Source organism: Thermoflavimicrobium dichotomicum (assembly GCF_900114055.1).
Lineage (GTDB): Bacteria > Bacillota > Bacilli > Thermoactinomycetales > Thermoactinomycetaceae > Thermoflavimicrobium > Thermoflavimicrobium dichotomicum.
Genome location: NZ_FORR01000001.1, coordinates 107,912 through 131,214 on the forward strand (window position 1 = coordinate 107,912; position 23,303 = coordinate 131,214).

A 23,303-nucleotide genomic window follows, 5' to 3' on the forward strand; every position below is an offset into this window, starting at 1 on the left:
AAAGAAAGAATTTACAACCTTCGATTTAATAGACAAAAAGAACCATTTTTCTGGTTCCTCGATATTTCCTTGGCTTTATTACGTTCTCCAGAAAAATGATTCTTGTTAATCACATTTACTTCCTATGTTATTCGATATAATTCTTTATATTTTTTACGTAAATAGTTCATATATGGTTGGATCGTTAGCGAAGACCCAGTAGCACGTTGTACAATTTCTTCTGCTGTATATTTACTTCCATAACGATAAATATTTTCTTTCAACCAATCATGCAAGGTTGTAAAGTTTCCTTGTTTGATCTGATTTGGAATGTCCGGATGCGCTTTCAATGCTGCCTCAAAAAATTGCGCACTTAAAATATTTCCTAGTGTATAACCTTGGAATGCACCACCGATCAGTCCAGCATACCAATGAACATCCTGGAGGACACCCCTTTTCTCATCGGGAGGAGTCACGCCCAAATCAGATTGATAACGGCTCCGCCAAGCTTCTGGCAAGTCTTTAATGCGTAGTTCACCTTCCAGCAAAGCCAACTCCAGCTCAAACCGGATAATCACATGCAAATTATAAGTCAGTTCATCGGCTTCTGTCCGGATGAGAGAACGTTTTACATGGTTGATCCCACGATAAAATTCATCCAAGGAAACCTGACTCAACTGTGCTGGGAAAACAGCTTGTAGTTGTGGATAAAAATACTCCCAAAAGTCCCGGCTTCTCCCCACGATATTCTCCCATAAGCGCGACTGGCTTTCATGTACACCACTGGAAATTCCATCATACAACGGAGTCCCTTCATAACTCGGGTCAATCCCCAGCTCATACAAAGCGTGTCCTGTTTCATGGATCACACTAAACAAACAATCGGCCAGATTTTGCTCATCTACCCTTGTGGTGATCCGAATATCTCCGTGTGAAAAACGGATCATAAATGGATGAGGAGATAAGTCAATCCGGGCACGCTTTTGATCCAGTCCTAATCTTCCAGCGATGTAGCGACTGAATTCAAGTTGTCTTTCTTTCGGATAGTGTTGGTGTAAAAAAGAGAGATCTGCTTCCGGTTGTGATGTGACCTGCTCTACCAGTGGAACCAATTCCTCTCTTAATTCGCGAAAAATTTTTCGAATGGCAGAAGCTTTCATTCCATAATCCGACTCAGCAATCAACGGGTCAGCAATATGTTCATAACCTGGAAAGAATTCAGCATAAGCCCGACTCAGTTCCAATGTTTTTTCCAAATAGGGCTCCACTTTTGCAAATTGGTTTTCTGCACGCGCTTCTACCCAAACCTGATATGTTTTAGCCAGATGCTCATTCAGTTCGGCTACGAATGGAGTGGGAAGACGAACTGCCTTTTCATACTCTCTTTTGGCAAGACGAACCAACGCTGCTTCATCTGAATCATAAGGCAAATTTTTAGTCCAAGGAATGAGTTCCTCGATTAATTTCCCCAGTTTCGGATCTGTTTGCTTTTCATGGGCAATTTTTCCCAATACTGCGAAATGGCTACCTCTGGCATTGGCGCCCGCTGGAGGAAGATATGTATTTTGATCCCATGTTAAAACGCTCATGACGGATTGAAGATAATAGATTTCATGTAAGCGTTTTTTCAGCTCTTCAAATTTTTTTTCCAATTCAATCACTCCTTTCCCTCTTTATATCACAGCTTCTTAAAAGAATAAACAAGAAGATTTAGAATGATTTCCTGTTCAACTTTGATCCATTTAAAAATCCCTCTACCTTTTTGTAGAGGGACTCCATTTTAATCAAACGGTAACAGGTTTTTTGCTTTCTGTTGGTTGGATGACCTCAATAGGTCCATCGCCTCTTATCAATGCCTTTGAATAAGATTGGGTTGGCTTTAACACATCGAGCATGTACTGGATTGCAATCATGGGGTCAACCGTGTGACCACAAGTGTAACAATCAAGAGCAGCAAAACCTTTTTCCGGATAAGTGTGAATTGACAGGTGACTTTCTGACAACATCACCAAGACCGTCACACCCTGCGGGTCAAACTTTTTTGCCTGTGTGGAAAGAATGGTGGCTCCACACGCCCTTGCAGCATTCTCCAAATGATTTTTCAAGGCGTCAACATCGTTGAGCAGATCAAAATTAATACCCCATGCATCCATGGCAACATGCCTTCCGAAAGTAGAAAATTCCATCTCTTTCGGCCCCCTTCCTAGCAAAAATTTGTTGTGAGCCAAATTCCGCTAGGATCTGCTCGTTCACCACGGGGGAAGGTTAGTCCAATGAGGTCCCAACCCTTTAAGTGAATCTCCGATCCTACTAGCTCAGTTGTTTTGCACGGAATATAACTTATCACATAATGATCTTGACTTCAATACCTTATTTTATTTATTAATTACGCCATTTTCATGACAAATTTTAGTCGTTATTAAAACAAAAGACCCTTTCGAATCGAAAGAGTCTCTTCATCTTACAGATTTACCTCTTACTTCCATCACATTCCCATAATATTATAACCGCCATCTACGTGGACGACTTCACCAGTAATTCCTCGAGATAAATGGCTTTGCAAGAATAAAGCCGTATCTGCCACTTCTTCCACTTCTACAGTTCGACGCAATGGAGATCGCTCAGCGACTACATGCAACATGGAATTAAAATCTTTGACTCCACGAGCTGCCAAGGTACGAATAGGTCCAGCAGAAATTGCATTTACCCGAATATTGGATGGCCCTAAGTCATAAGCTAAATATTTCACGTTTGCTTCTAAAGCTGCTTTGGCAACTCCCATCACATTGTAATTCGGAATTACTCGCTCTGCCCCCATATAAGTAAGGGTAACAATGCTACCACCATTTTTCATCAAATCTTTTGCGGCCCGTGCAACAGCAATGAGCGAATACGAGCTGATATCTTGCGCTAAAGCATAACCATCACGTGATGTTTCAACAAAATCCCCTTCCAGGTCTTCAGCTTTAGCAAAAGCAATACTATGTACCAAGCCATCCAAACTTCCCCATTTTTCTTCTATCTGTTTAAATGCACGGGTAATTTGTTCATCTGAAGTTACATCACATTCAAAATAAAGGGAGCCAGGCATTTCTTCCTCTACCAATTGTTTTATATTTTTGGCTAACCGTTCACCTTGATACGTAAATGCGAGCTCTGCTCCCTCGCGATGTAAAGCTTTGGCTGCAGCCCAAGCAATACTGCGTTTGTTGGCAACGCCCATGATTAATACCTTTTTCCCATCCATCAACTTCGACATTGTGGGAACACCTCTTTCTGTCATTTGCCAGTTCAAATTAGTACCAGCTACTAAATAGCGTAACGAAAAATAGAACGCATGTCAATCTGAGAAAAAAGGGTGACAATCGATCCAATCATATCATAAACCAACAAATCAGGTCATATTTGATCCAACCTCTCACCGCTTATGGAACCAAGAGATAAACACAAGTCCCCCTTTCGCTTCATACAATATGGCAAAAAGGGGGATTTCCTTTGTACTCCATTCTTATTAGTTTGTCAAAAAGACGCCTTTACTTATACAATAATTCCAAAATCGTAAAGAGCTACCCGATTGGAGTCGGAAAAATCGCCACTCAAACCCCTGTCGGAAATTATCGCATTATCAGCAAAGTTCCCTATCCCTACACTTACCCTGGTGGTCCGCTAACAGTATTTGGAACATATTGGTTAGGTTTATCACGCCCGCATTATGGTATTCATGGTACGAACCGTCCATCTTCTATTGGCAAAATGGTATCCAAGGGCTGCATACGCATGCATAATCGGAACGTCGAAGAACTGGCTCGCTATGTAAAAATCGGGACAATGGTTTCCATTCGTTGGTAATAAACCCTTTCGGTAATGGGACTAGTACATTTTGAAATCGTTCACCTTAATCTTTCTGGTTCATTTGATGCTGTACCAACTGATGCAATAACGGGGCAATGTTCGTTAGATCCCAATTTTCCAGTTCACAGTTTGCCATGCCATCCCTTTTTCCAATAATCAAAGTTGGAACTGAATTTTCCGTATGTGTCTTAGCCCGTAAATCCTCGCTGTTTCCGTGATCGCTCGTTAGAACAATGACATCTTCTTTCTTTTTTAGACGTACCAATTCCCCCAAAAACCGATCATAGGTTTCCACAACCCAGGATATGAGTTTCAGATCCTGTTTATGTCCTGCATAATCACTCAAGAAAAACTCATGTATGACCAAATGTGCCTCTTGCGCAATTCTCCATAAATCAGTAGCCGCTTGCTCAGGTGAAATCTCCGCTATGTCAGGCAAAAATCGTTTTAATGTTCGACGGGTTAAATCATGATATACAGCTCTTCCTGCCAGCAAATCAGGCAGCATACGAATGGGCTCTTTACTTGAACGAATCGCCGCTGTTGATACAGAGACCCACCCCCTTTTTGTAGCTGGCCTTTCAAAATATTCCTTCGTATAACTATTGGCAAAAGTCGCTTTCCACCCTTTTTTCTCAAATTGTAAATAGATATTATCTCTCTCTACCCACTCCCGCAGCCTTTTAAAAGGGAAACCGCTCATATGTGCTCCCATTGCTAACGGTGCATTTCGACCAGTAAAAATCGTTGCTTGTCCGGTTGCGCTTTGCGGAATGCCAGGTACCCCCAATTTCGCATCCGTTTCTAACAACAAAATCTCTTCTCCATGTTGACCAACTGCTCGTCTGGTTAAGGAATGCCCGCTTAACAATTGACGTAGATGTGGCGTTGCATGTGTAAACCAAGGATTGTACTCCGCCTCATCTCCAAGACCTACCCCATCAATAAAAAGCAAAATAACTGCCATTTTCTCCAACTCCCACTTTCTTTCGTCCTTATTCTTTCATGATCTTTTACAGGCATCTCACTAAAAATCGGATTTTTTTACAGATATAGGAATTTTAAGGGAGTGTGTCTAATTATATAATACTAGGTCGAAAATTCCAAAATAGGGGGTAACTAGTCATGAGAAAAAACATTATGCAAGTTCTTGGAACCGTGTTTGTACTTATCGGTTTACTTGGATTCTTCGTTCCAAGCCAAGGAGCACTAAACAACCTATTTCATTTAACTTTAACACATAACCTGATTCACTTCATAACCGGCGCACTCTTTTTAGGCGTTAGCAACTTTGACAAATACAGTCAGTGGACAGCAAGGGTTTTTGGAGTGATCTACCTGGCAGGTGCCATCCTTGGACTATTTACCAATAACATCTTCAATGTCATTATGGTAACTCCTCTGATCGAGGTCATTCATTTTATCGTCGCAGCTGTGACACTTTATGCTGGATTTGCTAAAGAATCCATTTCGACCAAATCTGCTTCATCTCCCTCTTCTACACAAAATCTGGATCAATAAATGGAACAAGGCCAACTGATTTACCCAAATCAGTTGGTCTTTTCAATTTAGAAACAAAAATCCATAGATAAACATTTATTTTGTTTTGAAGGATAAATTGAATATATTTTGCCTATAATACATGCTAGGAGGTGCATTTTCGGTGTATTATGTCATCAGAGACTCGGAAAAATTACCACCATCGATCATTCATGAAGATCACTATTTTGCTTGGTACAATCCTCTTAAAAAAGATCATCGTGTCGAATTTCGCGGTACAATGAATCAGTGCTACGATTTTATGTCTAATCATTACCCACAAACAAAACGTTTCTCCCTTAAATGAAAAATTCTAAAAATAATGGACATTTTTCAAACGAAAAGCGGCCACTCAAAAGGCCGCTAGATTTTTATCAGCACCAGCCCAAATCACAATTATCTACATAATGTGAGATATATGGTTGGTGCCCTTCATTCTCCTTTATCATCGCATAGATACGATCTCCGTCCACTTTAAATCCTTCATTTAACAAAAATTGTTCCTGATCCAATTGTACCTTGCCAATCAATCGATTTTGATAGAACAGAAACAACTTTCCATTTTGGAATTTACCCACTACTTTCGTTGTGATATCTTTTGTTTTCATAGTACACTCCTCCCATTCTGTTTATTAAGAATATTGAATTATATATATTTATTTCAATCATATAGAATTGATATATATTTCCGCAATTATCATATCCCAAGAATATCACATTATTAGTTTATAGTCAATATCAGTTTATAATTATTATTATATGTGATTCTTTATCATTTTAGATTCTACGATAAAACAAGGGACAACCTTCGTAGGTTGTCCCTCACTTGTTGACAAAGCTTCCGTTTTATGCCGGTTTTCCTTTTCTGTTTCACTCCCTCTCTATAAAAGCGAGCAAGAAGTCGTTGCTGGAAAAGGAAAACCAAGTGATCTCCAGATTATCCTTTTACCGTTTTTTTATGATGTTTTTTTTCTCTCTCACAGGTGGAAGGATTTTCTTTTTATCGACGGTTCGTTTTGGAATCCAAGTGGAAGGATCATTTTCATCAAACTGCTCAAGGAATTGAATCACTTCGCGTGTAATGGGGGTTGGCGTAGAGGCTCCAGAAGTCACACCTACTTTTTTCTTCCCTTTTAACCATTCGATATTGATTTCAGTTACATCCGCAACACGGTATGCTTTTACTCCAGCAATTTCTTCTGCTACCTGTGCCAAACGGTTGGAATTATTGCTTCTTGGATCTCCTACTACAATAACCAAATCTGTTTCTTTTGCTTGCTCGGCTACCGCTTCTTGACGTTCTTGGGTAGCAAGACAAATCTCATTATGAATTTCAACAGTAGGAAACTTTTCTCTAACCTTATTCATTAAATGAGCAATATCCCACTGGCTCATCGTTGTCTGATTGGTTACAATCAATTTATCTGTGCTAAACTGCAGTCGATCTATATCTGCCTCTTTTTCCACCAGGTGCACATGCCCCGGAGCTACTCCCAACGCTCCTTCTGGCTCGGGATGGCCAGCTTTCCCAATATAGATCACCTCATAACCTTCTGCAACTTTTTCACGAATCAATTCATGGGTTTTGGTTACATCTGGACATGTAGCATCCACGATGGTCAATCCCTTTTCACGTGCTCGACGACGCACTTCTGGTGAAACTCCATGTGCAGTGAAAATCACGGTACCTTTATCGATTTTCTCCAATAACTCTAAACGATTCTTTCCATCTATCGTAATGATTCCTTCTTCCGTAAAAGCTTCAACCACATGACGATTATGAACAATCATCCCCAAAATATAAATGGGACGAGGTAAGTCCAAGTTACGGGCTGCCTGGCGAGCCAATACCATTGCATCCACCACGCCATAGCAATAGCCACGCGGAGTAATTTTCAACACTTCCATGATCATCGTCCTTCCGAAAAGGTTCTCAGTTTATTATCCCTTCAAATGATCCGATCCGCAAGAGCCAAAGATAGGCGAATTCATCAGTTACATCTACACAGAGACCGTCATAAGATACAATGTATCACTAAACAAGAAAGGATCGTGATTTTATGGAGAAAGAAAAAAGGGTTGAACCAAAACCACCCATTATGCCTCCTCGTCCCAAACCTCCCATGCCTAAACTACCCATCGAAATGCCGATGATGCCAATCGCTCCTCCAACACATATGCCATGCATTCCTTGTGATTACCGTATGTTGAAACAAATGTATCATCATATGAAAATGTGCCATAAATATGAAAAAGACATGATCAAATGGATGATGAAACACTGCCGGAAACATATGCCACACCATTGTCACGAATCTTCTTGTCGCCACCGAGAATCATCAGAATCATCTCATCTCCACCATCATCGCTATTACGAATCATCATCGATGGGCTATTATGGTTCATCCAGCTCATCCATTTAAAAAAAAGCGACTTCACTCCTTTTTCAATAAGTGAAGTCGCTTTTTTTTAAACATATCGATCCCCAACAAAATTCTGTATGGCCACCAGAAATATTTCCCAAGCGATTTTATTCTTCCTCTTCAAATAAAAGCGGAAAACGCAACATCTCCATTTTCTTATCCAATCGAGCCAACTCTTCTTCCTCTTGATGAATGAGATATTCCAATTCTTTTTTATATCTTCGTATTCGTCTTTCCAAATCCGTCCTCTTATTGATATGATCATCATCAAAATATGCTGTCCGCTCTTTCATTTATTACCAACCTTTTTTCTCTTGTTCTACTTCTTTAATTGTTTTCTCTATCTCTTTATATGTCTCAAAGATTCTTCTTTGCAAATCTTCTTTTCTCTCCTGACCACTTTTGAACTCTTCTGGCGCCAAATTCACTTCACTGGCTCCTCCTTTCTCAAATATCAAATACAATATAGCATAAATATTTTAATATTCAAATACCTATAACTATTTTTCATCTTAAAGAAACAGATATTTTAAAAAGAATAGGATAATATCTTTCTCTTATTTAATAGCAAAGTGAAGATTCCATTAAGGTATATGTAAGCTATCGTTTAGCTTCACCGATTATAATACCCATATCCAGATAGTTGAGGTGAATGACCATGTCAGATCTCGTGATCGAAACAAAAAACCTCACCCGTTGCTATGGTGAGTTCGTAGCAGTGCAATCTATGAATATGCAGGTACTTCGTGGTAGCATTTATGGATTTTTGGGGGAAAATGGTGCAGGAAAAACAACGGCCATTCGTATGATATTGGGGTTAATTCATGCCACAAATGGCGAAGTATATCTATTCGGTCAATCACTTAAGAAAAACCGTCATGCTTTACTGAGGCATGTGGGGGCATTGGTCGAAACTCCCAGTGCCTTTGGTCATTTAAGTGGAAAAGACAATTTAAAGTATATCTGTAAATTACGAAATATTCCTTATAACCAAATAGATGAAGTGCTTGATATTGTTGATCTTGCTTATGCCAAAGACAAATTGGTACGAAAATATTCACTCGGTATGCGCCAACGATTGAGTATTGCCATGGCTTTACTTGGACAACCTCAACTCCTCATTCTTGACGAACCAACCAATGGTTTAGATCCGAGCGGAATCCGCGAAATACGGGATTTGATTAAAAGCCTCCCCGCTAAAGGCTATACCATCCTGGTTTCTAGCCACTTACTTTCAGAAGTTGAACAAATCGCCTCCCATGTAGGCATCATTCATGCAGGCCAACTCTTATATCAAGGTGAAATCGAAAACTTTACCAAACGTGGACAAACGATGATCCATATCAAATGTTCTCCCATTACCAAGGCAATGCAATTACTGGAAGAAAATTATCCACAGGTCTATCTTGAAAATGGCCTGTTCCAAATGCCAGGATCCGAGGAACAAATTGATGAAATTGCCCGCTTGTTAGTGTATAACCAAATTTCTATCCATGGCATTTATTTGCAGCAGTCGAATTTGGAATCCCTTTTTCTTGATGTTATTCCAAAAAAACAATAGTCCTCTTAAATAAAGGGGTGAAAGTATGCAATTGCTACGTGCCTATTCTGCAGAATGGTTAAGAGCCAAAAGAACTCCACTCTTATTTTTGGCCTTAGGCGTTCCCTTGATCATATCCATTTTTTCAACTCCATCACCCAAACATGTAAATTGGGATTTCCTTTCCAACCCATCCCCAGGTTGGACATTCTTTATCTTGCCCATTGGCATCGTGATTCTCGGACTCTTGTCGGCACAACTCTATTCAAGCAATCATATGTGGAAAAGTACCCTCATACAGCCAATCTCCCGATCGACGATCTATTTTGCTCACTTATTATTTCTATGCAGTATCGTCCTGCTTGGTTTTATCGTTCTGATGATTGGACAAATCATAATCGGAAAAATACTTGGACTAAAAGGGTCTTTTTCTTTTTTTAGGGTTATATCCAGTTTTTTTCTCTCTTATCTCGCCAGTCTCCCGATGATCGCACTACAAGTCTGGTTAGGAATGCGGTATAAAGGAATTACTGTACCATTAACCGCAGGATTGGGTGGATGGATTTTTAGCACAGCCTTGTCCAATCAGCTCCCAAGTTTCGCAATGTGGCACTATCCACTATTTGTTACGAGTCAACCTGCGATCTTTTTACCAATCAGTCTGGGTTTGGCTTTTATTTTGATTTTGGTGGGGCTGATTTCCTTTATACGTATGGATGTTCACTGACCCAATAAAAAACTGCCTTTCATCTAAACAAGGTGAAAGGCACACTTTTTGCCGTTTTTTTATAACAATTGGAATAATCCATCCTTTGCATCTATTTCTTTTTGTACTTCATTCATAAGATCAAAATATTTTTTCATATTTTCCTGATCACCCAATTGTCTATAACATAGGGCAATCTCGAAATAACAGCGGAAAATGGCCGGATACGCTTCCATTCTTTTAGCTAATTCTGAAGCACGATGATAGTGAGATATCGCCTGCTTATATTCACCTTTTTGTCTTTTTACTTTGCCTAATAAAAAGATGGAGTGAACCAATTCTTTAACTCCCTTGATTTTTTCTCCCCACTCAATAGCCTGGACAAACGCTTTTTCTGCCTCGTCCAAACGATCTTGCAACAAGAAGATACTTCCCAATATATTGTTGGCCAAGAGCAGTTTGTTTTTATCCTGAATTTGATCTTGAAAACTGAGGACAAGTTTAAAACATGTTTCAGCATCTTCTTTATTCCCCAGTTCCAAATAAAGTGTTCCTAAAGTTGTCCATAAATAAGTCAGATTATTGTAATCTCTAGCACTTACTGCCAGATTGATTCCTTCTTTTGCATAGCGAATGGCATCATGATATAATTTTATTTTCCTTAATAATTCGGCTTTTAAGGCATGAATTTGAATCAAGACCGTAATATCACGAACTTCTGAAATTTCTTCCCATAATGTTTCAGCATGATTAAGGGCTTCTTCAATTCTTCCTAACTTTTCAAGATAAACAACCCGATTCATCATTAACTTGTATTTGATTTGATCATCTTCTCCACCATTTTTTCCAACAACTTCCAAACCTCGTTCAATATATTTGAGAGCTTGCTGCAAATGATTTTGTTTATACGAACAGCAGGCAAGTGAGTAATAGTTGATCGCTTCCAAATTCACTTTCTTGGCATAAGGATCTTGCTGGATTAATAAGTTGGACTCTGTCAATTCCCTTTCTGCACGCCGCCACTTCTTACATTGCAAATAATATCTTCCTTTAAGTGAACGAAGCGTAGCTTGATATTGGAACGTAGACTCTTCTGAAAGTTCTTTAAGGCTTTCCCAGGCTTGATCCAGTTGTTCTAAATGCAACATGTTCTCAATTGCATGAAATTTCAAGAACATGCTTTCCATATCTTCGTTTTCTTTCACTAGAATTTCAGGAAGCTTGTCCATGTCCAAATTCAGCTTTTTCATCAGATACAGGACTTTCTCTTGATTGACATGCGGCACACCACGTTCAATATTGCTAATCGTTGCTGTAGAAATTTGATCATCTGACAAATCTTCCAATCGTAAGCCTTTTTCTTTTCGCATCTTGCGAATAAATTTTCCAATTTCCGCTATTTGAAAGACGTTCAAAATGACCCCTCCATTATTTGAATATTTCATATATAAAAACTGCCACTCTCGCAGTAAACGTATTACTTGCCAGATAAACCAATTCTTTTTGGTTTATTTGGCATAACTTGTGAAAGGGCCTAATTTATTTATTTTTTCTATTAATGTTATCATTTGTTTTTAAATACTGCAATTAGAAAAAAGAAATATTCTACTAATAAGATAAAAAAGGAATATCATCATCTCATTTAAAAAAAATAGAGAATTTCGCTGTACATTAGGCCCTTTTCATCTTTAGTACAACGATCTATTACCATTAATAACCAATTTAGGCAGCTATTTTTTCTTATAATTACAAGCTCCTGATCTGTGACGCTTACAAAAACATCCGCTTGTGTCGCTTCTCCATGTCGTTTGGCATTTGTCAATGCTTCTTGTACGACTCGATAAATAATAAACCGATGGGTCGTTGACATATAGCCATAATCTCCTTGCACTTTTAAGGTCGTAACCAATCCAGTTAATACAGAAAATTCAGCCAACAATTTCTGGAGTGATTCGACCTAGTTTAACGGTTCTGTTACATGTTTTGGATTTTCTTTTCTAAACAATTGCAAGTCGCTCATGGAAATCACCATTTTTTCTGACACAGCGATCTTATTCGTAGAAAAACCCGCCTAAGACTGGCGAGCAACTAAGCACAATCAGGAAACATGATCATACCCTCCTGTTTAAGGACCTTCCTGGATTTTCAACACCATCTGTTCCAAAATCGCTTGCGGCTGGACAAATTTTGTGAGTTGTGAACGTGCATACATGACCGTTTCCATGGCATGCAGCAAACGTGGTTGCTCCCAAATAAAAGCCTGTTTGCGACATTCCTGTTCCCAATCTGGAAACAGAAAAGCTTTCTGTCCCAACTGATAGTAGAGTAATTCTCTTAGCCAAAGCAATAACAGGTCCAATATCAATGACAATTGATTCTCTTCCATCGCCGTTTGAAGCCACTCATACTGAATCTCCAATAAAGCCATGGAACCCTTGGTTAAGATATCACCATTCCACGTGATCAAACGTTGACACCAATCCTCTACCACCTTTGGGGACAATCGGTCTTCGCCTTCTTCAGGTAACTCACTTGGAATGTGAGCCAATATCCGGGCTAAATGCGGTGGAACACCTTGTTCTTTTAATTTTTCCAATCGAATATTGGGATGAAGTTCCAAAAAACGAACTTTTTGACAACGAGATAATACAGTCGGCAAAATCGCTTGAATTTGTTCTGTAAGTAAAATCGCTACCATGGGTGAAACAGGTTCCTCTAAAAACTTAAGCAGACTGTTGGCAGCTTCGGGTCGCATCTTTTCTGCTTGCTCTATAATGACCACTCTCATGATACCTGTAGCAGCTCGATATTGAAACTGTTCTTGCAGAGCACGAAGTTGATCGATTTTTATAAAGGAGCCATCTGGTTGGAGAATGACTATATCTGGATGATTACCATGCTCAATCTGCCTGCATGTAGGACAATCGTCGCAGGCATCTGCAGTTTGATGTTCACAATTGATAGCTTTGGCCAATTCCAAGGCCATTTTCTTCTTCCCTGTACCTGCAGGACCATAAAAGCAATAAGCATGTGCTATCTGTCCAGTAACAAGGGCTCTTTGCAGAAAACGTATGACCTGTGGCTGATAACCAATCTTTTGAAAAGACAAATTCATCACCTCTTTTTTCAGGAAAAGGAACGGACAAGCAGTCTTGTACTATTATAACGGAAAATGTTAACGAGCCGACAGATTGTTGGCAACGTTTCCGTTCAATGATGGAAAAAAAGGAAAAAGCAAGGTATTTCAACATCCTACCTGTGAACAATGGTTTGTTTTAATTCATCCATTTTTAATATGGTAATAGTTTAGTTATTTACCTTATTAAAGTAATAATGTTATAATCGTGAAGAATTTATTTTATAAATACAGGTGATTTTTTATGAAAAAAATATCAGAAAACCAATTAAAAAGGGATCTGGGCTTTTGGCCGACACTCTCGCTAGTTATTGGTGTAGTGATCGGATCCGGGGTATTTGTCAAACCAGGAACTGTTTTAGGATATGTGGGTGGAAATACCAACTTGGCCCTACTGGCTTGGCTATTAGGTGGTATCCTTACTCTAGCTGCAGGGCTTACGATCGCTGAATTAAGTGCACAAATTCCTAAAACGGGCGGGCTCTATGTTTATTTGGAAGAAACATATGGTAAGCTTTGGGGATATTTAAGTGGTTGGATGCAAAGTATCGTCTATCAACCTGCACTCATTGGGGCCATGGGTTTATATTTCGGATCATTGGTTGCCCACTTCTTTTTCCTCGATCCGTCTTGGGGGTTGTGGATTGGTTTAAGTGCAGTACTATTCCTAGCGATAATTAACAGTTTAGGGGTAAAGTATGGTGGTGTCATCCAGGTCATCACAACTGCCACAAAACTGCTACCCATCCTGTTGATCGCTGTGTTTGGGCTGTGGAAAGGAAATAGCCAGATTTTCTTTAGCCCATCAGGAATGGAAACAGAATGGAATTTAGGTGCAGCGATGTTAGCTACTCTGTTTGCCTATGATGGATGGATTGCCGCTGCATCTGTGGCGGGCGAAATGAAAAATCCTTCCAAAGTATTACCGCGAGCCATTTTCACTGGATTGATCATTGTTATGATAGCCTATTTATCTGTCAATCTGGCTTTATTGAAAGTATTACCTGCTATTAAAATCCAAACATTGGGGGAAAATGCAGCAAGCACTGCATCTGGTATTCTATTTGGAGAAATAGGTGGAAAACTGTTAAGTATTGGCATCATTGTTTCCATTTTTGGTGGTTTAAATGGAAAAATATTAAGCTTTCCACGTATTCCTTATGCAATGGCAGTCCGAAATCAATTGCCTGGCTCTCGTTGGCTAGCTCGTGTACATCCAAGATTTGGCACACCTATCATTGCGATCGCTTTTCAAATTGCACTCGCCATTTTATATATGTGTATCAGTAATCCAGATTGGTTATCTGAAATCTCGATTTTTGCCGTTTTCCTCTTTTACATTCAAGCATTTATTGCTGTGATTCTTTTACGAAAACGAAATCAAGCACAAACTCCATCCTATCGTGTTCCGCTTTATCCCATTACTCCGATCGTAGCCATCTTGGGCTCACTCTTCGTGGTGATTAGCACAATTATTCATGATCCTACTGGTACCTGGATCGCATTGGGAATCATTTTACTTGGCATTCCTGTATATGCATGGATACAACGCCGAACAAAACAGTTAGCAAAAGCGAGTTCTTAAAAGACCGAAATGGCACTGACCAAATAAATGTTCAGTGCCAATTTTTTTCAATAACTGTTTCTACCAACTTTTTCCTTTATATGCCGGTTTGTCAACAGCCTTACTCTACCTGTATTATTCCCTTATATAGCCAAGTCAGGAAATGAAACGCCATTTCAATATAAATGTTACATTATTTAAACATTTTATATAGGATTGTATACAAAGATTTATTTAGTAAGTAGAATGTTTTATGTAATTATACAATAATCCACTGATTTACCATCAACTCATGCAAATAAACGAGACACTGTATATGTGGCATTTTAAACACATAGAACCATGCTAGCAATCTTCGCTTATTTACATGTTTTATCGTCAATTTGTTGGATTCATCATGAAATTGATCATGAGTTTTATAGTAAAAAAATTTATTTTATTAAAAATTAATATGAAATAATTGCATTAGATGATATCCTATAAGTAGACAAAGCTTTATCGTAGATTTAATAACAGATTAAAGGTGATTGCATGTCCAAAAAATTCTATCTCTTTATAGCTTTGCTAATCATAGGCGTTGTGGCAAGTCTGGCGATCTATTTGCAATTCACACCGAATCCATCTGCTTCTACAATTGCTAAACCTCCCGCCAAAAAAACAGGTTATCAGCCTTACAAACATAAAAACCTGGCACCCTACAATGGTCCTGTGGAACATCTCTTCTTTCACCCATTGATCGCTTATCCGAAAAAGGCATTTCGTGGCGATTTTCAATCCAAAGAGATGGACAAATGGTTTGTGACGATCCCTGAATTTCACCGTATTCTTGACTCGCTTTACAAAAGAAACTTTATCTTGGTCAATATTAACGATGTATACGGTGAAATTGAAAAAAATGGCGAAAAAGTAATCGAACGAAAAAAACTAATGGTTCCCAAAGGAAAAAAACCGATTATTATTTCAATTGATGATCTGAATTACTACCAGGAAAATCACATCGATTATGGAACGGTCAGTAAACTGGTTTTAGATAAAAATGGCGAGATCGCAACTTTATCCGTCGATGAACAAGGCCGGAAAGTAATTTCTAAAAACAATGAAATCGTACCCATTTTAGATGACTTTGTGAAAAAACACCCCGATTTCTCACTCAATGGAGCCAAAGGAACCATTAATTTAACCGGTTATGAAGGGATTTTAGGCTATCGTACAAATGTTAAAAAATATAATCCTGCAACCAGACAATTCGATTTAGATAATCCACAATATCAAAAAGAGCGAGAAGCAGTCAAACCGATTATCAAGCGTTTGAAAGAAACGGGATGGAATTTTGCTTCCCACAGTTACCATCATCGGGATCATAGCAAAATCACTCTCGAAAAACTGATTGATGATAGTACTAAATGGAAAAAGGAAGTTGAATCGCTCGTTGGTCCAACCAAAATTTACGTATATCCATTTGGAGCATCTATTCCAGCAGGTGATCCTCGTATTGAACATCTTTACAAAATGGGCTTTCGGATCTTCCAACCTGTTGGATCGCAAACATATGAAGAATATCATGGAAAAATGCTATTTATTGATCGTCGTCATGCAGATGGAATCGGATTACGAAAACAAGCCCATCTATTTACGGACCTTTATGATGCCAAATCCATCTTGGACACGAAAAACAGGCCTGCCAATCCTGGATACTAACAAAGCCAAAGCTGTTGATCTCCAAGTCAACAGCTTTCATTTTTATGAAAAACGAACAAAGTTTCTTAATGGGGAGTCATCACTTTTTCTGCTGATAATCAACATTTTTTATTTCTTGCATCTTCTCCGCTATTAGCCACTCCTGATATTTCTGGATATCCCCCGCTCCCATAAAAAGTAAAATGGACGAATCATACTCTTTCAAACAAGTAATATTATCACGTGTTAAATATTTGGCAATCGGCAGTTTATGAAGTAAATCTCGAATCGAAATATCTCCTTCACTTTCTCTTGCCGATCCAAATATATCACATAAATAAATATCATCGGCTTCTTGTAGCACTTCGGCAAAACCATCCAAAAAGTGCTTTAACCTTGAATAGGTATGCGGTTGGAAAATAGCTACCAATTTCTTATCGGGATATTTATTGCGAGCAGCTTCCATCGTTGCTTGAACTTCTCTCGGATGATGTGCATAGTCATCGATGATAATATTGGTTCCCCACCTATTTTCCGCAAACCTTCTTCTAACACCTTGAAAAGTGGGCAAAAGTCGTCGTACATGTGACAAATCCATATCCTCTAACACGCAAATCCCAATAACAGCTACAGAATTTAAGACATGATGCGTTCCATACATAGGAATCCGAAAAAATCCAAGCGTATTTCCTTGGTAATACAGCTCAAAAACCGTCCCCATTTGATCTCTCTTCAAATTCTTTATGATCAATTGGTTATGTTCCTGAAAGCCATAGTAAAGAATGGGACAGCTTGCCGTTAAAAAGGGAGTATGCGGATCATCTCCACAAGCAACTACAGCCTTTTTCACTTGAAGGACCATTTGTTGAAAGGCATCCTTTACATGATCGATTCCAGAGAAATAATCAGGATGATCAAAATTGATATTCGTAATCACTGCATAGTCCGGAAAGTAAGATAAGAAATGTCGCCGATATTCGCAACTCTCCAACACGAAATATTTGTAATTTTTACCACCCCGACCTGTACCATCCCCAACAATATAAGCAGTTGGAGTAATCGAACCAAGTACATGTGCCAACAATCCAGATGTCGAAGTTTTTCCATGCGTCCCTGTAACGGAAATACTGGTAAACGGTTCGATTAGACGTCCCAAAAATTCATGATACCTGTAAAATTCAACTTGTTTATGTAGTGCTTCTCTTACTTCCTCATGGTCATCTTGATAAGCATTCGATGCGATCACAATATATTCTTTCTGTATATTATTCCGATCAAATGGCAGTATTTCGATCCCTAAAGCTTCAAGTGGTTTCTGTGTAAAAAAATGGGTCGATTGATCTGATCCTCTTACTTCATAACCCATCTCATGTAATACTTGTGCCAATGCACTCATCCCAGCTCCCTTGATTCCAATCAAATGATATTTTGCCATTTTGTTCCCTCCGGCCGATTCAAATTTATTAGCATTATATACACTTTGCTTTATTGTGTTATATTCATAATTATATGATAATTTATGATCTTACTCTTGGAACATTATTAACAAAAATTTCAAACCCATATATGTTTTTTCTTGAAAATGAATGATTTATAATCATTATCGAATGGTTTGGTGGCCTTATTCTGTGTTTAAACTTGTAGAAAATTATAGTTTGTTAGAAAAGTTACGAACAAGTACACATTAAAGGAGTTAAGTATCATGTGGCTTATCCCCTTGTTTTTAATTGGTCTTCTAATAGTTGGAATTATAGAAAAAATAAAGCATCAAAAAAATATTGATTCAATTCCCATTCGGATCAATGTCAATGGTATCCGTGGGAAATCCACGGTTACCCGCTTAATCACAGGAATCATGGTCGAAGCTGGATACCGTACAGTAGGAAAAACCACAGGTACCGCTGCCCGCATGATCTATTGGAACACAGATGAAGAAAAGCCGATCAAACGTCGATTGGAAGGGCCAAATATCCGTGAGCAAAAAATGGTCGTTGCTGAAGCTGCCCGCTTAAAAGCAGAGTGTTTGGTTAGTGAATGCATGGCAGTGAATCCTGACTATCAGATCGTTTTCCAAGAAGAAATGTTACAGGCCAATGTCGGCGTAATCGTAAACGTGTTAGAAGACCATATGGACGTGATGGGACCAACACTGAAAGAAGTCGCTGAAGCTCTGTCAGCAACAATTCCTCGAAATGGTTATCTGATCGTCAATAATAGCCCCTTTGTCTATTATTACAAGCGTTTAGCCAGAAAGCGGAACACTCAAGTCATCGTCGCAGACAACTCTCGAATTTCAGAAGAATTTCTCCGACAATTTGACTACATGATCTTCCCAGAAAATGCTTCCCTCGCACTTGCTGTAGCAGAAGCACTCGGAATCGATGAGGAAACAGCCTTTCGCGGTATGTTAAACGCTCATCCAGATCCTGGTGCCATGCGGATCTTAGCACTGGATACTTCCGATCATCCTCCTTATTTTGTGAATGGATTTGCAGCAAATGATGCCGCATCTACACTAAATATCTGGGAACGTGTAAAGATGTTAGGCTATCCAACAGAGGATCCCATTGTTATCATGAACTGTCGTCCTGACCGTGTGGATCGGACAGAACAATTTGCCCACGATGTACTGCCACATATGCAGATTGATACTTTGGTACTAATCGGTACGACGACTGCTCCGATCGTGGAAGCTTACAAAGCTGGAAAAATTGAATGCAACGAGTTGCTGGATTTAGAAGATCAACCCACTCGTGTTATTTTCCAGGAAATCAAAAAGCGTATGGCTGGAAAAATGATCTATGGTGTTGGTAATATTCACGGTGCCGCTGAACCACTCTGTCACATTTTTGAAGAAACCAACAAAAGAGTAAAAGAAATCAAGAAACGACAACAACGTTCAAAACATATTGTTTAGGAGGAAGGAGCATTGTTTGGATCCGACTTATATATCTCATTGATTATTGGTGTCGTATTAAGTCTTCTTTATGCTGAAAAAACGGGTGTTATGCCTGCAGGATTAGTTGTTCCTGGTTATATGGGCCTGGTTTTTGACCAGCCAATTTTTATTGCGCTTGTCTTTTTAATCTCGTTTCTTACATATTTCATTGTTACCAAAGTTGTTGCCAAATTTACGATTCTCTACGGCCGAAGAAAATTTGCTGCCATGTTAACAACGGGAATAGCTTTAAAATTGGTATTTGATTTAATTATTGCCTATACTTTTCCTTTACCTTTTCTGCCATTTGAAACAGCGGAATTCAGAGGGATCGGGATTATCGTACCTGGGCTGATCGCCAATACGATGCAAAGACAAGGATTGGTTCCAACTGTAGGAAGCACGTTATTACTTAGCGGTTCTACCTTTTTGATTATGTTTGTCTATCATCTGTTTTAGGGAAGGGAAATGACAGATGTTAACCTGGAAACAGCGAATGCAGCGATATATTAAGAGACAAAAAAAGAAAACCTTTTTGCATACGAGTATTGCAACTGTATGTTTGCTCATTTTTATTCCTGCTTACTCACTTTTAACCAGCCCGGATTCTCCACCATCTGTAAACAAAGATCCACAGGATCAATTAACGTTGACCATGGTGGGTGACATGATGTTTGGGCGATATATCGATGACATCATTGTCCCAAACAAAGGGTATGACTATTTCTTTCATTATGTCGCTCCATATTTCAAAGCTTCTGATTATGTAACAGGAAACTTTGAGCATCCCATTTTATTGAAGGATCCAGAGAAATACCAAAAAAAGGATAAATCAATCCACTTATTCACCCGGGAAAAAGTGACGGAAGCACTTAAAAAAGCAAACTTTTCAACAGTCAATTTGGCAAATAACCATATGACTGATTATGGAAATGAAGGATTGCAAGAAACACTGCTTTCATTTTCGCGAGCCGGGATTGATGCAGTCGGTGCAGGGCGTGATGCGAAAGATGCCAGAAAAATTTCCATCAAGGAAGTCAACGGTGTTCGTATTGCAACCATCGGCATCTCGGATACCATTCCCAAAGGAGGAGCTGCACTAAAAAATCGGCCTGGTGTTGGTTCAGCTGATCCAAAAGTATTTATCCCATTGGTCGCCAAAGCAAAAAGTAGCGCTGATTTAGTCATTGTGCATTGCCATTGGGGTGTTGAATATGATAGTGGTTACCATCCCAGACAGCAGGCAATTGGACGGGCATTGATTGATGCAGGAGCAGATATTGTGGTAGGGCATCATCCTCATGTATTGGAACCTATAGAAGTTTACAAAAACGGTGTTATCTTCTATAGTTTAGGTAACTTTATCTTTGACCAAGGATGGTCTCGTACACGAGAATCTGTTTTGGCTCAATACAAAATCCGAAAAGATGGAACAGTTCGTTTGGAACTTCACCCGATGTATATCCGAGAAGGTCAGCCACGTCCGGTGACAGGATGGACAAGTGCCTATCGCAGAGAAAAGATTTTTAACCAACTAACAGAAGAAACCATGTATACTTCTAAGTGGGACCAAGTTTGGAAACGAGAAGGAGACAAACTCGTTCGTGATCTGAAACACATCAAGCTTAAAGTTGGAGGACAGAAAAATGCCTCATAAACGCTTAAATATCATTCTCTCGATCATCATTGTAATCGGAATGATTGGCGTTTACATTTACAAACAACAGTCTGAACCGGGTGGCTATTTCAACAAACTACTCGCCAAAGAACAGAAATATGCTGTATCTACTGCCCACCCGGAAGCTTCCCGAGTCGGCATGCAAATACTGGAGCAAGGAGGAACGGCAGTCGATGCTGCCATTGCCATTTCCTATGCCTTGGGAGTGGTTGAACCCTTTGGATCGGGAATTGGCGGTGGCGGAACCATGCTCGTTTATCCCAAAGGCAAAGACCCTGTCGTATTTGACTATCGGGAAACAGCCCCATTCACGGGTACAATACCAACTACCAATGTAGGCGTACCTGGCTTTGTCAAAGGAATGGAAATGGCTCATAAAAAATTCGGCAAATTACCGATGGACAAACTGATTCAACCATCGATTGATTTAGCGGAAAAAGGGGTAGCGGCAAGTGATGAGCTACATAATCGCTTGAAATTTGCCCAATATCGGATCGATTGGAGATCGATTCCCCATCTCTATCCAGGTGGAAAGCCGATTGAACCACGAAAACTGGTGGTACAAAAAGATCTGGCCAATACGCTTAAACAGATTCGGGACAAAGGTTCCCAAGCATTCTATAGCGGTCCTTTGGCAGAAAAAATCGCTCTACAATCCAAAGGATTACAAGTGAGTGACTTGCAAAAATATCAACCCGAAGAAAAAAAGCCTCTCATCAAAAAATATAGGGACTATGAGATGATTTCTACTGCGCCCCCGAGTGGAGGCGTCATGTTATATCAGTCACTGGTGATGGCAGATCAGATTAAAGCCCAATCGGAAAAAGACCTGTCTGCTGAATTTATCCATCTTCTAGCCGAAGTCAATAAACGTGTTACAGCTTCCAAAAGAGAAAATATAGGGGATCCCAAATTTACCAAAGTTCCTACAGAAGATATCACTTCAGCCAGTTACATCAAAAAATTGGCCACAGATATTCAGCGAGACAAAATCTCTACAGGATATAAAGAAGTGGTTGATACCATCGCCGACAAAGAAAATCATGACAATACTACCCATTTTGTCGTCATCGATAAAGAAGGAAATGTGGTATCCACAACTAACACTTTGAGCAACTTTTTCGGTTCAGGCATTTATGTGGATGGCTTTTTCCTGAATAACCAGCTAGCCAATTTCAGTGAATCAAAAAACAGCCCAAATAAACCAGCGCCAGGCAAAAAACCCATCAGTTATACTGCTCCAACCATCCTGGCCAAAGATAATAAACCCATTATTGCGATCGGAAGTGCCGGAGGACGCAATATTACCCCTGTGTTGACCGAAATACTTATTCGCATCATTGATTTCAATCAGCCATTGCAAAAAGCCATCGATGGTACCCGGTTTATTGTTGAAAAGAATAATGTTATTTTAGAAGAAAACATCCCTGACACAGAAAAAGCCAAACTCATCCGAATGGGATATCAAGTGGAAGTGAGAAAGAATAATCCATCCTTCTATGGTAGTGTTCAAGGGATCAAAATTGATTGGGATAAAAATACGATCGATGGAGGAGCTGACTTACGTCGCCATGGAGATTTTAAAGTCTCGGAAAGCTAAAAGGATTATGGGTTTTGTCAGCCCATTTGTAATCGTGTTGGCCTTAATGTTGTTCATGACACAATTCCGCCAGGTGCAAACATTGGATCCCCAAGAGTTAAAAGCAATTGAAACCTATCAACAACAGGTCATTAAAGGAGCGTTAAACAATAACAAAGGAATATTCACTGAAGAGGACTTTAAAACAATTAGCAAGTCAATGGACCGATTGCACCAATATGCCAACTACCTCATTTGGGGGCCACAATGGGGATATAAAATTGATAACGTTGATCAAGAGTTTGCAACGATCGAAAGCATTATCAATAAACCCGAATATAACAAACCAGAATATGCTGATTTCTTCAAGGCTCTGAAAGAAGATCTGGCTGAAGCGAAAAAAGATTATGGTTCACGTCCTTCTCATGATATTTTGGACGATCTCTCTTCGCTCGTATTTACAGATGCGATTCTCCAAGGTGAGAAACAATGGGGAAATCCCAAAACCATTCAATTGATGAAAGAAAAAGGAATGAAAATGTTAGTCAAGAAAGAACCATCCTCTCCAAAAAAATAATCACAAGTCCCTTCTTCTTGTTTTAGGAAATCATTTTCTTATAAAAATGATTTCCTATTTTTTTCGAATGGATTAAATGTGTTATCATAATTTATAATAGAGGTAGAAATAAAAA

The 23,303-nt window shown here is 39.2% G+C and carries 24 protein-coding genes; 11 read left to right on the forward strand and 13 right to left on the reverse strand.

All coding sequences use genetic code 11. The features are described from left to right. Positions 1-122: 122 nt before the first annotated feature. The 3 genes from BMZ78_RS00485 to fabI form a co-directional block, all read right to left on the reverse strand. Positions 123-1,631 carry a carboxypeptidase M32 gene (locus BMZ78_RS00485; protein ID WP_425263897.1) on the reverse strand — a complete coding sequence of 503 codons (1,509 nt, stop codon included), beginning with the start codon at positions 1,629-1,631 and terminating at the stop codon, positions 123-125. A gap of 132 nt (positions 1,632-1,763) precedes the next feature. Then, positions 1,764-2,165, reverse strand: a complete 402-nt coding sequence (gene speD, locus BMZ78_RS00490) for an adenosylmethionine decarboxylase (RefSeq protein WP_093227044.1) — start codon at positions 2,163-2,165, stop codon at positions 1,764-1,766. 299 nt (positions 2,166-2,464) lie between these two features. Next, entirely contained in the window at positions 2,465-3,238 is a 774-nt protein-coding gene (gene fabI / locus BMZ78_RS00495; protein ID WP_093227046.1) for an enoyl-ACP reductase FabI, read from the reverse strand. 236 nt (positions 3,239-3,474) lie between these two features. Here fabI and BMZ78_RS00500 point away from each other — a divergent pair, with 236 nt between their 5' ends. Continuing rightward, complete coding sequence (locus BMZ78_RS00500; RefSeq protein WP_245739680.1) at positions 3,475-3,828, forward strand: L,D-transpeptidase; 354 nt, start codon at positions 3,475-3,477, stop codon at positions 3,826-3,828. 46 nt (positions 3,829-3,874) lie between these two features. Here the strand turns inward: BMZ78_RS00500 and BMZ78_RS00505 are convergent, their stop codons facing one another. Further along, on the reverse strand, positions 3,875-4,798 hold the full coding sequence (locus BMZ78_RS00505) for an alkaline phosphatase family protein (protein WP_093227049.1): 924 nt from the start codon (positions 4,796-4,798) through the stop codon (positions 3,875-3,877). Positions 4,799-4,956: 158 nt separating this feature from the next. Between BMZ78_RS00505 and BMZ78_RS00510 the strand changes: the two genes are divergently transcribed. Then, entirely contained in the window at positions 4,957-5,352 is a 396-nt protein-coding gene (locus BMZ78_RS00510; protein WP_093227050.1) for a DUF4383 domain-containing protein, read from the forward strand. Between the two features lie 392 nt (positions 5,353-5,744). On the opposite strand, the gene BMZ78_RS00520 is transcribed toward BMZ78_RS00510, so the two are convergent. The 5 genes from BMZ78_RS00520 to BMZ78_RS19300 form a co-directional block, all read right to left on the reverse strand. After that, positions 5,745-5,978 (reverse strand): DUF2553 family protein, encoded by a 234-nt coding sequence (locus BMZ78_RS00520; protein ID WP_093227053.1) that lies wholly within the window; start codon positions 5,976-5,978, stop codon positions 5,745-5,747. A gap of 337 nt (positions 5,979-6,315) precedes the next feature. Next, positions 6,316-7,278, reverse strand: a complete 963-nt coding sequence (locus BMZ78_RS00525) for a 4-hydroxy-3-methylbut-2-enyl diphosphate reductase (protein ID WP_093227663.1) — start codon at positions 7,276-7,278, stop codon at positions 6,316-6,318. 354 nt (positions 7,279-7,632) lie between these two features. Next, positions 7,633-7,776: a hypothetical protein gene (locus BMZ78_RS18650; RefSeq protein WP_175482215.1), complete on the reverse strand. Its 144-nt coding sequence runs from the start codon at positions 7,774-7,776 to the stop codon at positions 7,633-7,635. 124 nt (positions 7,777-7,900) lie between these two features. Beyond that, positions 7,901-8,086: a hypothetical protein gene (locus tag BMZ78_RS00530; protein ID WP_093227055.1), complete on the reverse strand. Its 186-nt coding sequence runs from the start codon at positions 8,084-8,086 to the stop codon at positions 7,901-7,903. 3 nt (positions 8,087-8,089) lie between these two features. After that, the gene (locus BMZ78_RS19300; RefSeq protein ID WP_281244509.1) at positions 8,090-8,221 is read right to left on the reverse strand and encodes a hypothetical protein; all 132 of its coding nucleotides are present in this window, start codon (positions 8,219-8,221) and stop codon (positions 8,090-8,092) included. 230 nt (positions 8,222-8,451) lie between these two features. Here BMZ78_RS19300 and BMZ78_RS00535 point away from each other — a divergent pair, with 230 nt between their 5' ends. Further along, entirely contained in the window at positions 8,452-9,354 is a 903-nt protein-coding gene (locus BMZ78_RS00535) for an ABC transporter ATP-binding protein (RefSeq protein ID WP_093227056.1), read from the forward strand. A 25-nt stretch (positions 9,355-9,379) separates the two neighbouring features. Further along, on the forward strand, positions 9,380-10,060 hold the full coding sequence (locus BMZ78_RS00540) for an ABC transporter permease (RefSeq protein ID WP_093227058.1): 681 nt from the start codon (positions 9,380-9,382) through the stop codon (positions 10,058-10,060). Between the two features lie 59 nt (positions 10,061-10,119). Here the strand turns inward: BMZ78_RS00540 and BMZ78_RS00545 are convergent, their stop codons facing one another. From BMZ78_RS00545 to holB, 3 genes are all read right to left on the reverse strand, one after another. Next, on the reverse strand, positions 10,120-11,454 hold the full coding sequence (locus BMZ78_RS00545) for a helix-turn-helix domain-containing protein (RefSeq protein ID WP_175482216.1): 1,335 nt from the start codon (positions 11,452-11,454) through the stop codon (positions 10,120-10,122). Positions 11,455-11,681: 227 nt separating this feature from the next. Further along, positions 11,682-11,909: a hypothetical protein gene (locus tag BMZ78_RS00550; RefSeq protein WP_093227061.1), complete on the reverse strand. Its 228-nt coding sequence runs from the start codon at positions 11,907-11,909 to the stop codon at positions 11,682-11,684. Between the two features lie 255 nt (positions 11,910-12,164). Further along, entirely contained in the window at positions 12,165-13,148 is a 984-nt protein-coding gene (gene holB, locus BMZ78_RS00555) for a DNA polymerase III subunit delta' (RefSeq protein WP_175482217.1), read from the reverse strand. 271 nt (positions 13,149-13,419) lie between these two features. On the opposite strand from holB, the gene BMZ78_RS00560 reads away from it, so the two are divergent. Together BMZ78_RS00560 and BMZ78_RS00565 are read left to right on the forward strand one after the other, a co-directional pair. Then, positions 13,420-14,760, forward strand: a complete 1,341-nt coding sequence (locus BMZ78_RS00560; protein WP_093227064.1) for an APC family permease — start codon at positions 13,420-13,422, stop codon at positions 14,758-14,760. A 510-nt stretch (positions 14,761-15,270) separates the two neighbouring features. Continuing rightward, positions 15,271-16,437 carry a polysaccharide deacetylase family protein gene (locus BMZ78_RS00565; RefSeq protein ID WP_093227066.1) on the forward strand — a complete coding sequence of 389 codons (1,167 nt, stop codon included), beginning with the start codon at positions 15,271-15,273 and terminating at the stop codon, positions 16,435-16,437. A 79-nt stretch (positions 16,438-16,516) separates the two neighbouring features. On the opposite strand, the gene murC is transcribed toward BMZ78_RS00565, so the two are convergent. Beyond that, complete coding sequence (gene murC, locus BMZ78_RS00570) at positions 16,517-17,851, reverse strand: UDP-N-acetylmuramate--L-alanine ligase (protein WP_093227067.1); 1,335 nt, start codon at positions 17,849-17,851, stop codon at positions 16,517-16,519. 267 nt (positions 17,852-18,118) lie between these two features. Between murC and pgsB the strand changes: the two genes are divergently transcribed. Genes pgsB through BMZ78_RS00595 form a run of 5 tightly spaced genes read left to right on the forward strand, consistent with a single transcriptional unit; the run spans position 18,119 to position 23,188 of the window. After that, positions 18,119-19,333, forward strand: a complete 1,215-nt coding sequence (pgsB, locus tag BMZ78_RS00575; RefSeq protein ID WP_093227069.1) for a poly-gamma-glutamate synthase PgsB — start codon at positions 18,119-18,121, stop codon at positions 19,331-19,333. 12 nt (positions 19,334-19,345) lie between these two features. Continuing rightward, complete coding sequence (gene pgsC / locus BMZ78_RS00580; RefSeq protein ID WP_093227070.1) at positions 19,346-19,813, forward strand: poly-gamma-glutamate biosynthesis protein PgsC; 468 nt, start codon at positions 19,346-19,348, stop codon at positions 19,811-19,813. A 16-nt stretch (positions 19,814-19,829) separates the two neighbouring features. After that, positions 19,830-21,011, forward strand: coding sequence for a CapA family protein (locus BMZ78_RS00585; protein WP_093227072.1), 1,182 nt, complete (start codon positions 19,830-19,832; stop codon positions 21,009-21,011). Next, a complete protein-coding gene (gene ggt, locus BMZ78_RS00590) occupies positions 21,001-22,632 on the forward strand; it encodes a gamma-glutamyltransferase (RefSeq protein WP_093227074.1) in 1,632 nt (543 codons plus the stop codon). Before BMZ78_RS00585 ends, ggt begins: the two co-directional genes overlap by 11 nt. Then, a complete protein-coding gene (locus BMZ78_RS00595) occupies positions 22,604-23,188 on the forward strand; it encodes a hypothetical protein (RefSeq protein WP_093227075.1) in 585 nt (194 codons plus the stop codon). The genes ggt and BMZ78_RS00595 overlap by 29 nt, the downstream gene beginning before the upstream one ends. Positions 23,189-23,303: the final 115 nt, after the last annotated feature.